The following is a 12,992-nucleotide window of genomic DNA, read 5'->3' as shown; positions in this document are numbered from 1 at the left end:
TGGCTATTCTTCGTCTATGCGGCGATGCAGTTCTTCTTCGCGCCCATCATGGGCGGCTTGAGCGATCGGTTCGGACGCCGGCCGATCCTGCTCGCCTCGGTGCTGACGTTTTCCATCGACAATCTGATCTGCGCCGTCGCCTGGTCCTATCCGATGCTGTTCATCGGGCGCGTGCTGGCCGGCATTTCGGGCGCCAGCTATTCGACGACATCGGCCTTCATCGCCGACATTTCGAACGATGAGAACCGGGCGAAGAATTTCGGCCTGCTTGGCATCGCCTTCGGCGTCGGCTTCGTCATCGGGCCGGTCCTGGGCGGGCTGCTCGGCACGTTCGGACCCCGCGTGCCGTTCTATTTCGCCGCCGGGCTTGCCTTCGTGAACTTCCTGATTGCGTTGTTCTTCCTGCCGGAAACGCTCGATGACAAGCATCGCCGCCGCTTCGAGTGGAAACGCGCCAACCCTGTCGGCACGCTTCTGCAGATGCGCCAATACAAGGGCATCGGCTGGATCGGGCTCACCTTCTTCCTGATGACGCTCGGCCACATGATGTATCCGGCGGTCTGGTCGTTCGTTTCCAATTATCGCTATGGCTGGAGCGAGCAGCAGATCGGTTTCTCACTCGGCGCCTTCGGCCTGTGCGGAGCGATCGTCATGGCGACGGTGCTGCCGCGCGTGATCCCCAGGCTTGGCGAGTGGAAGACGGCGGTAATCGGTCTTGCCTTCACCGCGCTCAGCGCCTTCGGCTACGCCTTCGCGTCGCAAGGCTGGATGATCTATGCGGTGATCGTCGTCGGCTGTCTCGAAGCGCTGGCCGATCCGCCGCTGAGGAGCCTCGCCGCTGCCAAGGTGCCGCCTTCGGCGCAGGGTGAGTTGCAGGGCGCGATGACCTCGATCTTCTCGATCACCTCGATCATCACGCCGCTGCTCTATACCGCGATCTTTCGTGGTTCACTGGGGCAAGCGCGCCGGTGACCTTCGGCGGCGCGCCCTATCTGGTTGGTGCGTGTTTCCTGACACTGGCAGTCATCGTCTTCGTCACGAAAGTGGCAAGGCCCGTGGCGCGCACGAATGTCACCGCCGGTGTTGCCGAAAATGGAGCACAGATATGAGCCATGACAGCCGCATCCGGTGCGAGGCTATGAGAGGTTTGCGCCGCCCCTCATTGCCCTGTCGGGCATTTCTCCCCGTATAGTGACGGGGAGAAAGACGCCGTTTTCGCTGCTTTCGCTAATCGTCGACGTTGCAATAAGAGCGCCGAGGTCGCCACAGCTCCCTTCTCCCCGTTCACGGGGAGAAGATGCCGGCAGGCAGATGAGGGGCAGCGCTAACGGATCGAGTTAAGCCCGCTCGGCCAGCAATTCCTCGCCACGCTTTTCGCGGATCAAATTGACGAAGCGGCGGAACAGATAGTGCGAATCCTGCGGGCCGGGTGAAGCCTCGGGATGATGCTGGACCGAGAACACCGGCCGGCCGGTGAGCGTGATGCCGCAGTTCGAACCGTCGAATAGCGAGACGTGGGTTTCCTCGACGCCTGAAGGCAGCGAGTCGGCATCGACGGCAAAGCCGTGGTTCATCGAGACGATCTCGACCTTGCCAGTGGTGTGATCCTTGACCGGATGGTTGGCGCCGTGATGGCCCTGGTGCATCTTGGCGGTCTTGCCGCCGAGCGCCAGCGCCAGCATCTGATGGCCGAGGCAGATGCCGAACACCGGGATGTCGGTTTTCAACAGGTCCTGGATGACAGGCACGGCATAGTCGCCCGTGGCTTCCGGATCACCGGGGCCGTTGGAGAGGAAGATGCCGTCCGGCTGCATGGCGAGGATTTCCTCGGCACCGGTCTTGGCGGGCACCACGGTGACCTTGGCGCCAAGGCCGGCGAGCAGGCGCAATATGTTGCGCTTGACGCCGTAGTCGATGGCAACGACATGCATGGTCGGCTCGGCCTGTTCGCCAAAGCCTTCATTCCAAACCCAGGGCGTCTCGCGCCAGACGGAGGACTGGCCCGACGTGACTTCCTTGGCGAGGTCAAGCCCGATCAGGCCCGACCATGCGGCGGCGCGGCGCTTCAGATCGTCGAGGTCGAACACGCCGTCGGGCGCATGCGCGATGACGGCATTGGGCATGCCCTTTTCGCGGATCAGCGCGGTGAGCGCGCGCGTGTCGATGCCCGAGAGCGCCACGATGCCACGCTTCTTCAGCCATTGGTCGAGACCGGTGCCGGCGCGGTAGTTGGACGGGTTGGTGACATCGGCCTTGAACACGGCGCCGACGGCGCCGGCGCGGGCGGCTGGATTGAGGTCCTCGATGTCCTCGTCATTGGTACCGATGTTGCCGATATGCGGGAAGGTGAAGGTGACGATCTGGCCGGCATAGGACGGGTCGGTGAGGATTTCCTGGTAGCCGGTGAGTGCCGTGTTGAAGCAGACTTCGGCTACGGCGGAGCCGGTGGCGCCGAGACCGCGACCTTCGATGACGGTGCCGTCGGCCAGCACCAACAGCGCGGTCGGCTTTTCTGTTGCCCAGGCGGGCGTCGAGGCGGCGGTCATCTCGGCCATGGCGGCACTCCTATCGGGTTGCGCGCTTCCATAGGCCAAGGGGCCATCCGCGCAGCAAACGGCGCCAAGCGGCGATTTCGCAGCTTCCACGCAGTCAAGCTTCAGTTCATGCAAGGCCCAGTACATAGGGGAAGGGGCCAGGGCGGTCAATGATCATGCGAAATGCGGCCCCGATTTATTTCATCGAGCAATATCATAGGCTTGCCCTGACATATCAGGGTTTGCGTTGGCTCGCACCCGGCGCTATTGTCCGCGCCGATCGAAGGAGAATGCACCATGCGCGGCAAAATCGCCGAATCCCTGAAGAGCGCGATGAAGGCGCAGGACAAGCACCGGCTGCCGACATTGCGGCTGATCCAGGCCGCCATTCACGACCGCGACATCGCCAATCGCGGTTCGGCCAAGGAGCCGGCCAGCGACGAGGAGATCCTGCAGATCCTGGCCAAGATGGTGAAGCAGCGCGAGGAATCGGCCAAGGCCTTCGACGACGGCAAGCGGCCGGAACTGGCCGCGCAGGAGCGCGGCGAGATGGAAATCATCCGCGCCTTCCTGCCGACGCAGCTGGACGATGCCGCCATCCAGGCTGCGGCGCGCGAGGCGATCGCGGCGACGGGCGCGGCCAGCCAGAAGGACATGGGCAAGGTGATCGCCGCGCTGAAGCAGAAATATGCCGGCCAGATGGATTTCGGCAAGGCGAGCGGCATCGTCAAGGGCCTGTTGCAGTAGGCTTTCCCGCCCCGTCGGTAGTGATGCGCGGAGGCGAGGTTGGAGATCAAGGCAAAGGCAAACCCGGTTCTTGCCAGTTGCGTTAGCGACCCCTGCCGGTTTTACGGCCCCTTGCAGATCGGCACCGGCTGCGGCGGCGGTGCCGGGTGATCCTTCCTGTATTGAGCGATGATCGGCTCGAGGGTCTTTCTCGGCCAGAATTTCGGCGTGCCGATTTCCTTCAGGCAGGATGCGTTCCAATAGGCGCCCGACTGCGAACGGTTGGACGCTACCGCGGCGATGTCGCGCGATTCAGGGTAGATGTAGAGCGTCGTCGGGTTGTCCTTCACCATCGAGATGATCTGTTGCGCGTCCGCCGGCGACCAGCTGGTGCAGCCATTGCTGCGGCCGCCGGCATAGTCCACCAGCTTGCCGAACGGCACATAACCGTCGTGGTCGGCATGCGAGCTGTTCGGGCTTTTGCGCAGGCACATGCCGTGCAGCACCTGGGCCGCGTGGCCGCCGATCACCCTCTGTCTGGCGTTCGCAGCTTCGCCTTCGCCGTCGAACTGGATGAAGGTGCGCAGGAAAGCCGCATCCTGCTTGGCGCCGGTGCTATAAAAGCCTTTGAACGACGTTTTCGCCTCGCGGGTCATATAGGCGCCGCCGGCCGTGAGTTCCGAATCCATGGCGTTGCCGAAGTTCTTCGAGCACCGCCTGCCATTCGAAAAATCGACAGTGCCTTTCAGGTTGCGGCCGCCGCCATGACCCGACGAGATCGCGCGAAACGACTGGCTGGCTTCGCATATGACGTAATAGCGGCGCCCGAGCACGCCATCACCCAGATCGCCGGGGCGTGTGGCATCCATGGCGAAGTAGCAGGGGTTCTTGACGGCACCTTGCGCGACCTTCATCAGGTAAAGCGCGCGCGCTCGTTCCAGAACCACCTGTGAGATCTGACCGTCGCTGTCGCCAACGTGGGCCTGCAGCCAGGCTGGAACGCCTGATGGTGCGGCAGAGGATCGAGCCGACACCGTCAAGGCAATGACGGCGACGAGGAGGCTGAGGATCGGGACGATGCCCAGGGGGACGAATCTCAACCGCACGGGTTCACTTCTCCTGCCAAGACCGTTTCCTTACGGTGTTGCCGCCGGGAATCAATCATAAAGGGCCTCGCATTATCAGGCGAAACACATCTTGTTTAGCGCCCCCTTTGTTTAGCGCGCTCTGCCGAAGCCCGCACGAAGAGCCCATGAAAGGAGGTCGACGCGCGCAAACGCGACCTACGCCGACATGCTGGCTCCAGGCTTGCGGCGAACGTCTCCGCATCTTTAACTGTCCGCGATTTTCGTTCCCTACGGATTGAGCTATCATTTGATTCTGGCGCGGCCCGCGCCTCCTCCCTCCGCTGGGAAAGCATAATTCGTGCGGGGCTATCCGATCATCGAAACCGACTGTCCGAGCACTTGGCATAAGGAGGGGTTGCGAAAACCGCTCGCACCAGGAGGTTTTGCAATGAAGCTATCTGCGCCCGTCTACCATTTGAAGCGTCAAGCCAGGTTGTTGTCCCGCGAGGGCAAGATTGCGCTCCACGAAGCGCTTGATCGTGTTGCAGTACAGGAAGGTTTCAGCAGCTGGAGCCTGCTTGCAGCCAAGGCAGCCGAGGTGGGGCCTGCCGGAACATTGTTTGCGCAACTGGCGCCCGGCGATCTCGTTCTGGTGGGTGCACGACCCGGCCACGGCAAAACGCTGATGAGCCTCGAACTCGCAATCGAAGCCATGAAGTCCGGCCATCGCGGCGTGTTCTTCACGTTGGAATATACGCAACGAGATGTGCTCGACCGGTTTCGCGCCATCGGGGCGGACCCTGCACGGTTCAACGACCAGTTCGTCTTCGATAATTCCGACGCCATCAGCGCCGACTACATCGTCAGGACGTTGAGCTCGGCGCCGCGCGGCACGTTGGTGGTGATCGATTATCTGCAACTGCTCGATCAGAAGCGGGAGAACCCGGACCTGATGGCGCAGGTCCGCACGCTCAAGGCCTTTGCCCGCGACAGGGGATTGATCCTCGTCTTCATCTCGCAGATCGATCGGTCATACGATCCGGCGAAGAAGCCGGTTCCCGATATCAGCGATGTCCGGTTGCCGAACCCTTTGGATCTGTCGCTGTTCAACAAGACATGCTTCCTGAACAGGGGCGAAATCCGGTTCCAGGCAGCGAACTGACGGATCTGTCGAGCAACCTCATTGGGCGGCTGCCGTCAGGTTCAGGAGGTGCGCGACCGATGCAGGATTGTGCTGCGCGCGCAGCGCGTCGGCCGACTGGCGAACGACTTCGGAAATCCGCAGCAGCTGTTTGGCGATCGGGCTGGTGTTGCGCCAGACCATGCCGATCGTGCGCGAGGGCTGGGGACTTCTGAAACGCGCAATGGAAACCGGCGCCGAGCGCGTCTCCACCGCCACGGCCATTTCGGGGATCAAGGTGACACCGATGCCGGCACCGACCATCTGCACCAGGGTCGACAGCGAGCTGCCGTCCAGCAACTCGCGCGGCCGTGCCGAATGCATGCTGCAGAACGACAGCGCCTGGTCGCGGAAGCAATGGCCTTCTTCCAGAAGAAGCAGCCGCATTTCGCGCAGCATCTCGCGATTGGGCACCGGCTTTCCCTCGTCCTCGCCGGGCCGGACCAGGACGAAGTTCTCGGCAAACAGCACGACCTCCGTCAACGACGGTTCGGACACCGGCAGTGCGACGATAGCCGCATCGAGCCGACCGTCGGCCAGTTCCTGGATCAGCTTTTGCGTCAGCGTCTCGCGCACATGGATGTCGAGGCCGTCATGCATGCGCGAAAGGTTGCCGATGATGGTTGGCAAGAGGTAGGGCGCGACCGTCGGGATGACGCCGATGCGCAGCCGGCCGACCAGCCTGTCACGCGAAGAGCGGGCGAGATCAGCCAGTTCGTCCACCGAGCGCAGGATGTCGCGTACGCGCAGGGCAAACTCCTCGCCGAAATTGGTCAGCCGGACTTGGCGCGGGCCTCTTTCGAACAGTTCGGTGCCGAGCGTCTCTTCCAATTCCTTGATTTGCACCGAAATGGCAGGCTGGGAGATCGCACAGGCATCCGCGGCGCGTCCGAAATGGTTGTGCCGCGCCAGCGCCTCGAAATAGCGCAACTGCTTGAGGGTCAGGTTTGCCATAAGCGCACCTTATCTCTGTGATCAGTAAATCCAACTTAAATTAATCGAGCCGCTTTGCTATAGAGTCTGGTAGGGAGATGAAAGGCAGTCGACGCCACACAGTCCGCATCATCGGTGTGGGCGTGCGTTCGGGGCTGTTTTTGTTTCAACACAATCTTGTCCAGGGCAGGCTCAGGGCAGTAGGACATTTCGCATATTCGGGCTCCTCACCGTCGCGGCGGCCATGGAGCCGTCTCGAAGGGCATTCCAGGCCCTTGTTCACGCAGCCGTTGAGGCAAAGCTCAACACAGCCACGATCGGAGAAAAACATGGACGCCAACACAGACGATAACAGCAAGGGCAAATGCCCGGTCGTGCACACTGCCGTTGGCAGGGTCAACCGCGACTGGTGGCCGAATCAGCTTAATGTCCAGGTTCTCCACCAGCAGTCGCCGCTGTCCGATCCGATGGGCGAGGCGTTCGACTATGCCGAGGAATTCAAAAGCCTCGACCTCGACGCCGTCATCAAGGACCTGCATGCGCTGATGACGGACTCGCAGGAGTGGTGGCCGGCCGACTTCGGCCATTACGGGCCGCTGTTCATCCGCATGGCCTGGCACAGCGCCGGCACCTACCGCATCGCCGATGGCCGTGGCGGCGCCGGGGCCGGCCAGCAGCGCTTCGCGCCGCTGAACAGCTGGCCGGATAACGTCAACCTCGACAAGGCGCGCCGGCTGTTGTGGCCGATCAAGCAGAAATACGGCCGCAAGATCTCCTGGGCCGATCTTCTGATCCTGACGGGCAACGTCGCGCTGGAATCGATGGGCTTCAAGACCTTCGGGTTCGCCGGCGGCCGCGCCGACGTGTGGGAGCCCGAAGAAGACATCTACTGGGGCCCCGAGGGCAAGTGGCTCGCCGACGAGCGCTACAGCGGCGACCGCGATCTGCAGAACCCGCTTGGCGCCGTGCAGATGGGCCTGATCTACGTCAATCCGGAAGGACCGAACGGCAAGCCTGATCCGCTGGCCTCGGCGCGCGATATCAGAGACACCTTCGCGCGCATGGCGATGAACGACGAGGAGACCGTAGCCCTCATCGCCGGCGGCCACACATTCGGCAAGACCCATGGCGCCGGCGACGCAACGCTGGTCGGCGTCGAGCCGGAAGGCGCTGACATCGAGCAGCAGGGTCTCGGCTGGGCGAGCAAGTTCGGCACCGGCAAGGGCGGCGACGCCATCGGCAGCGGCCTTGAGGTGACCTGGACGACGACGCCGACCAAGTGGAGCAACGACTTCTTCGACAATCTGTTCGGCTTCGACTGGGAATTGACCAAGAGCCCGGCCGGCGCACACCAGTGGACGCCGAAGGGCGGCGCCGGTGCGGGCACGGTGCCGGACGCGCACAATCCGACCAAGCGCCATGCGCCCTCGATGCTGACCAGCGATCTCGCCCTGCGTTTCGATCCTTCCTACGAGACGATCTCGCGGCGCTTCCATGAGAATCCGGATCAGTTCGCCGACGCGTTCGCCCGCGCCTGGTACAAGCTGACCCATCGCGACATGGGCCCGCTTGTGCGCTATCTCGGCCCGTTGGTTCCGAAGGAAGAGCTGCCCTGGCAGGACGTCATTCCGGCGGTCGATCACGTGCTGATCGACGAAGAGGACGCGGCAGCGCTCAAGGCCAAGATCCTGGCGTCCGGCCTGTCGGTGTCGCAGCTGGTCTCGGTGGCATGGGCGTCGGCCTCGACCTTCCGTGGCTCCGACAAGCGTGGTGGCGCCAATGGCGCGCGCATCTGCCTTGCGCCGCAGAAAGACTGGGCCGTCAATCAGCCGGCTGAGCTCGCCAAGGTGCTCGACAAGCTCGAAGCGATCCAGAAGGACTTCAATGCTTCGCAGACCGGCAGCAAGAAGGTCTCGCTTGCCGACCTGATCGTTCTCGGTGGCGGTGCTGCTGTCGAGAAGGCCGCGAAGGCCGCCGGCCACAGCGTGGACGTTCCCTTCTGGCCGGGCCGTATGGACGCCTCGCAGGAGCAGACGGATGTCCACTCCTTCGCGCCGCTGGAACCGACGGTTGACGGCTTCCGCAACTATGTCAGCGGCAAGCAGCGGCTGACCGTCGAGGAGGCGCTGGTCGACCGTGCGCAGCTGCTGACGCTGACCGCGCCGGAGATGACGGTTCTCGTCGGCGGCCTGCGCGTTCTCGGCGCCAATGCCGGGCAGTCCAAGCACGGCGTCTTCACCAAGCAGCCGGAAACGCTGAGCAACGACTTCTTCGTCAACCTGCTCGACATGGGCACGGAGTGGAAGGCGGCATCGGAGGCCAAGGACGTGTTCGAAGGCCGCGACCGCAAGACCGGCGAAGTCAAGTGGACCGGCACCCGCGCCGATCTGATCTTCGGTTCGCACTCACAGCTGCGGGCGCTGGCCGAAGTCTATGCAACGGCGGACGCCAAGGCGAAATTCGCCAGGGATTTCGTCGTGGCATGGACCAAGGTGATGAACGCCGACCGCTTCGACATCGCCTGAGCTTGCCAATGGCACTCCGGCGCGGCCGCGCCGGAGTGCCCGTCCTCCCAAGGACTTAAGATCGGGGCCGCGTTTCCAGCGATGGGAGCGCGGCCCTTGTCGTAAGAGGCAGCGCTTTGGTGGATCGTGCCTTCCCGGGCAAGGATGCTATTTTACCGGCGTAGCGTCTCCACGGTGTAACATGATCGAAATCGTCAAACCCGCGCTTGAACATTTGCCGTCCTACAAGGCGGCGCTCGAACGCGGCTGGTCGCCGGACAATGTGCGGTTGCTGGAAGCGACGCGCGAGCAGCTTGCGGCGATCGAGAAGGATCCGGTGGCTTTTCTCGCCGACCTCGATGATCCCCAGGCCAAGGGCGGCCCGATCGCCTTGCCTGACGGGACGAAAGTACCGCGCTTGCCGGGCTTCCGCCGCTGGATCTGGGACGGCGAAGCGTCGGGCTCGATCGGCTTTCGCTGGCAGAAGGGCACTGCGGAACTGCCGCCGCATGTGCTCGGTCATATCGGCTATGCAGTGGTGCCGTGGAAGCGGCGGCGCGGTTACGCCACCGAGGCGCTGCGGTTGATGCTGGATGATGCGAGGGCGATTGGCCTGCCCCATGTCGAGATCACCGCCAAGCCGGGCAATCCGGCCTCGCACAAGGTGATCCTGGCCAATGGCGGCAAGCTCGTCGAACGCTTCTTCGAGGACGCCGCCTATGGTGGGGTGGAGAGTTTGCGGTTTCGGATCGAGCTGTAGCTCGCTTTATCGCTTTTCGGCCTGATCGCGCAGCCAGTCGGCGAGCGACGTGCGACGCGTGCCGGCCCTGCCTGTGAAGGCCTGGGCGGACAGCATGGAGTTCAACACCGCTTCCTGCGTGGCCTCCGCCGCTGCCCGCAAAAGGATGTCGATGCGCGCTTCGTTGAGGGTGAGCAACGGCACCAGGTCGCGGGCTTCGTCGTGGTCGACCATGTTGCCGGTGCTGAAGGCGATGGCGATGTCGCCGCTGCCATGGCCCCAGAAGGAGCCGAGCCTTGCGATGCCTGCTCCGGTGCGGCGCGCCACGCGCTCGAGCTGGCGGTGTTCGAGCGGCACATCGGTTGCCAGAATAACCATGATCGAGCCGCGTTCGGCCCGGTCCGATTGCCCGGGATCGGGCCTGCGCCCATCGGGGAGCACGAGGTCTCCGGACTTGCCGAAATTAGACAGGACGAGAACGCCAAGATGACGTTCGCCGCCGGCCGCGATCTTTCTGGACGCCGAGCCGATGCCGCCCTTGAAGCCGAAGCAGCTCATTCCCGTCCCGGCGCCGACGTTGCCCTGTTCGACCGCGCCTTCATGCGCATCCGCCAGCGCCGCAAGGGCGTGTTCCTCTGATATCGCCAGTGCCTGGATGTCGTTCAGTGGCCCGTCATTGCACTCGCCCACCACCGGGTTGACGGTGCCGGTCGAGCGGCCGATGTCCGGGTTCAGGCGGATGGCGTCGCGGATCAGCGCCGTTGCGCAGGTGCCGACCGAGAGCGTGTTGGTCAGCAGGATCGGGGTTTCGATGGTGCCGAGTTCCTGCACCTGCGTCAGGCCGACCGTCTTGCCGAAGCCGTTGATGACATGGCTGGCCGCGATCACCTTGTTGCGAAATATATTGCCGCCATGCGGCAGGATGGCAGTCACGCCGGTGTTGATGTCGCCGTTGCGTAGCGTGCAGTGACCGACACGGACGCCAGGCACGTCGGTGATCGCATTGTCGGCGCCCGTCGGCAGGATGCCGCAGGTCAAGCCGAAATCGCCGACAGTCCTGGTCATGCCTGCTCCTGGCTCACAAACGACCCGCGTCCAGGTCGAGGTCCGCGCCGGGACCCTATTGGAGTGTCAACCATGCTCGTCAGCGCACAGCGCGTGGTCGGACAGGGCGCGGATGACGTAGCAGTCGCCGACCGTCTTGCCATTGCAGCAGGTGGCGATGCGTTCGAGCTCGGCCTCCAGCCGCTTCAGCTGGGCAATCTTCTCCCGCACCGAGATCAGTTGTTCCTCGGCGATCCGGTCGGCGTGTCCGCAGGGCTGCTCGGGGTGGGCGCTCAACTCGATCAGCGAGCGGATGTCCTCGACCGCGAAGCCGAGGTCGCGGGCGTGGCGGATGAAGGCCAGCCGCTCCAGCTCCTGCCTGGAATAGCGGCGCTGGTTGCCTTCCGAGCGCTCGGGTGCCGCAACAAGGCCCATCTGCTCGTAGTAGCGGATGGTCGGCACCTTGACCCCGGTGCGGCGCGAGAGATCACCGATGGAAAACATGAATTTGCCTCTTGAAGCTCTAGTGACTAGAGCAATTACAGTGCCTGACATCAGCATTCAAGACCCATGCGGCGACGCCAAGCGGACAAGACAGACAGGTGATGTGATGACGACGCCCCTCAGGCAGACACGGTTCAAGATCGGCGGCATGGACTGCGCCTCCTGTGCGGCCAAGATCGATACGGCGGTGCGTCGCCTCGACGGCGTCGACGATGTCTCGGTTTCGGTGACCGGCGCCAGCATGACGGTCAGCCATGGCGGTTCGCTCAACGATGGCAAGGTGCTGCAGCAGGTGGCGCGGCTCGGCTACGGCATCGTCAAGGCCGAAGCCAAGACCGATGGGCGGGCTTCAGTGGCCTCGGCGCATGACCACGCTGACCAGAAGGGCCACGATCACGCCGGCGACGATCATGAGCATGGCGGCGAACAGGTCGCCAACGAGGCTGCCGGGTCATCTCATCTCCACAGTGATGTCGAGCCGGGGCAGGCGTGGTGGCGCTCCCGCCGTGCAGCGCTGACTCTGGCTTGCGCGGCGGCGCTTGTTGCCGCCTATGGCATCGGCCATCTGTTCCCAGTAGCCGAGCGCTGGGTGTTCCTGGGCGCGCTGTTGGTCGGCCTGGTGCCGATCGCGCGGCGCGCGCTGATGGCGGCATTGGCCGGCACGCCGTTCTCGATCGAGATGCTGATGACCATCGCGGCGACAGGCGCTGTGATGATCGGCGCCACGGAAGAAGCCGCCGCCGTGGTGGTGCTGTTCCTGATCGGCGAACTTCTGGAAGGTGTCGCCGCCGGCCGCGCCCGGGCGAGCATCCAGGGACTTGCCGATCTCGTGCCGAAGACAGCGCTGGTCGAGCGGGCGGGCGGCACATCAGAGGTTCCAGCCGAAGACCTTGCGGTCGGCGACGTCATCGTGGCGCGGCCGGGCGACCGCATCCCTGCCGATGGCGAGATCGTCGAGGGGTCTGGTGACATCGACGAGGCGCCGGTGACCGGCGAGAGCACGCCGAAGCGCAAGGGTGTTGCGGACGCCGTCTTCGCCGGCACGATCAGCATCGACGGAGTGCTCAAGGTTCGCGTGACCGCAGCCGCGTCGGACAACACCATCGCCCGGATCGTGCGGCTTGTGGAGGAGGCGCAGGAGGCCAAGGCGCCGACCGAGCGCTTCATCGACCGCTTCTCGCGCACCTACACGCCGGCCGTGCTGGCGGTCGGCGCACTGGTGGCGCTGCTGCCGCCGCTGCTTGCCGGCGGCGATTGGAACGAATGGATCTACAAGGGCCTGGCGATCCTGCTGATCGGCTGCCCCTGCGCCCTGGTCATCTCGACGCCGGCGGCGATCGCCGCAGGGCTGGCGACCGGCGCGCGGCATGGTCTGTTGATGAAGGGTGGTGCCGTGCTGGAAGGCTTTCGCCGGATCACGGCGGTGGCCTTCGACAAGACCGGCACGCTGACCGCGGGCAAGCCTGTCGTCACCGACATCGTGGCCTATGGCCGCGAGGAACGCACCGTGCTGGCGTTGGCGGCAGCGCTGGAGCAGGGCTCCAGCCATCCGCTGGCTATGGCGATCCTGTCGAGGGCCAAGGCCGACAAGGCGCCGGTGCCGCCGGCCTTGGCGGCGAAGGCGATCTCGGGCAAGGGTGTCGAGGGCAGCGTCGGCGGCGTTGCCGTCTTCCTAGGCTCCGGCCAGGCGGCGGGCGAACGCGCCGACATGACCGAGGCGCAGCGCCTCGCCGTCGACAGCCTCAATGGCCAGGGCAAGAC

10 protein-coding genes and 1 pseudogene are annotated in these 12,992 nt (G+C 64.2%); 6 read left to right on the top strand and 5 right to left on the bottom strand.

Features of this window, described 5'->3' with window-relative positions; genetic code table 11:
* A pseudogene (locus EN993_RS21405) lies at positions 1-1,109 on the top strand (TCR/Tet family MFS transporter); the annotation flags it as partial.
* A gap of 228 nt (positions 1,110-1,337) precedes the next feature.
* Here the strand turns inward: EN993_RS21405 and carA are convergent.
* Positions 1,338-2,555: a glutamine-hydrolyzing carbamoyl-phosphate synthase small subunit gene (gene carA, locus EN993_RS21400; RefSeq protein WP_109661297.1), complete on the bottom strand. Its 1,218-nt coding sequence runs from the start codon at positions 2,553-2,555 to the stop codon at positions 1,338-1,340.
* A 276-nt stretch (positions 2,556-2,831) separates the two neighbouring features.
* On the opposite strand from carA, the gene EN993_RS21395 reads away from it, so the two are divergent.
* On the top strand, positions 2,832-3,281 hold the full coding sequence (locus EN993_RS21395) for a GatB/YqeY domain-containing protein (RefSeq protein ID WP_127264753.1): 450 nt from the start codon (positions 2,832-2,834) through the stop codon (positions 3,279-3,281).
* A 101-nt stretch (positions 3,282-3,382) separates the two neighbouring features.
* On the opposite strand, the gene EN993_RS21390 is transcribed toward EN993_RS21395, so the two are convergent.
* Positions 3,383-4,366: a hypothetical protein gene (locus tag EN993_RS21390; RefSeq protein WP_127264752.1), complete on the bottom strand. Its 984-nt coding sequence runs from the start codon at positions 4,364-4,366 to the stop codon at positions 3,383-3,385.
* A gap of 409 nt (positions 4,367-4,775) precedes the next feature.
* Between EN993_RS21390 and EN993_RS21385 the strand changes: the two genes are divergently transcribed.
* Positions 4,776-5,489, top strand: a complete 714-nt coding sequence (locus tag EN993_RS21385) for a DNA helicase (RefSeq protein WP_127264751.1) — start codon at positions 4,776-4,778, stop codon at positions 5,487-5,489.
* 18 nt (positions 5,490-5,507) lie between these two features.
* Here the strand turns inward: EN993_RS21385 and EN993_RS21380 are convergent, their stop codons facing one another.
* Complete coding sequence (locus EN993_RS21380) at positions 5,508-6,461, bottom strand: hydrogen peroxide-inducible genes activator (RefSeq protein WP_126070079.1); 954 nt, start codon at positions 6,459-6,461, stop codon at positions 5,508-5,510.
* A gap of 308 nt (positions 6,462-6,769) precedes the next feature.
* On the opposite strand from EN993_RS21380, the gene katG reads away from it, so the two are divergent.
* A complete protein-coding gene (katG, locus tag EN993_RS21375; protein WP_127264750.1) occupies positions 6,770-8,965 on the top strand; it encodes a catalase/peroxidase HPI in 2,196 nt (731 codons plus the stop codon).
* Positions 8,966-9,146: 181 nt separating this feature from the next.
* Positions 9,147-9,704 carry a GNAT family N-acetyltransferase gene (locus tag EN993_RS21370; RefSeq protein WP_109660006.1) on the top strand — a complete coding sequence of 186 codons (558 nt, stop codon included), beginning with the start codon at positions 9,147-9,149 and terminating at the stop codon, positions 9,702-9,704.
* 6 nt (positions 9,705-9,710) lie between these two features.
* Here the strand turns inward: EN993_RS21370 and EN993_RS21365 are convergent, their stop codons facing one another.
* Positions 9,711-10,748 carry a P1 family peptidase gene (locus EN993_RS21365; protein WP_127264749.1) on the bottom strand — a complete coding sequence of 346 codons (1,038 nt, stop codon included), beginning with the start codon at positions 10,746-10,748 and terminating at the stop codon, positions 9,711-9,713.
* A gap of 66 nt (positions 10,749-10,814) precedes the next feature.
* Positions 10,815-11,231, bottom strand: a complete 417-nt coding sequence (locus EN993_RS21360; RefSeq protein ID WP_109660010.1) for a helix-turn-helix domain-containing protein — start codon at positions 11,229-11,231, stop codon at positions 10,815-10,817.
* Positions 11,232-11,337: 106 nt separating this feature from the next.
* On the opposite strand from EN993_RS21360, the gene EN993_RS21355 reads away from it, so the two are divergent.
* Positions 11,338-12,992 (top strand): heavy metal translocating P-type ATPase (locus EN993_RS21355; RefSeq protein WP_127264748.1); only part of this gene is annotated, 1,655 nt, incomplete at its 3' end.

The organism is Mesorhizobium sp. M7D.F.Ca.US.004.01.2.1 (assembly GCF_003997785.1).
In the GTDB taxonomy this organism is placed as follows: Bacteria; Pseudomonadota; Alphaproteobacteria; order Rhizobiales; family Rhizobiaceae; genus Mesorhizobium; species Mesorhizobium loti.
Note: the sequence above shows the minus strand (reverse complement) of the source record. Positions and strands in the feature narration are given on the sequence as shown.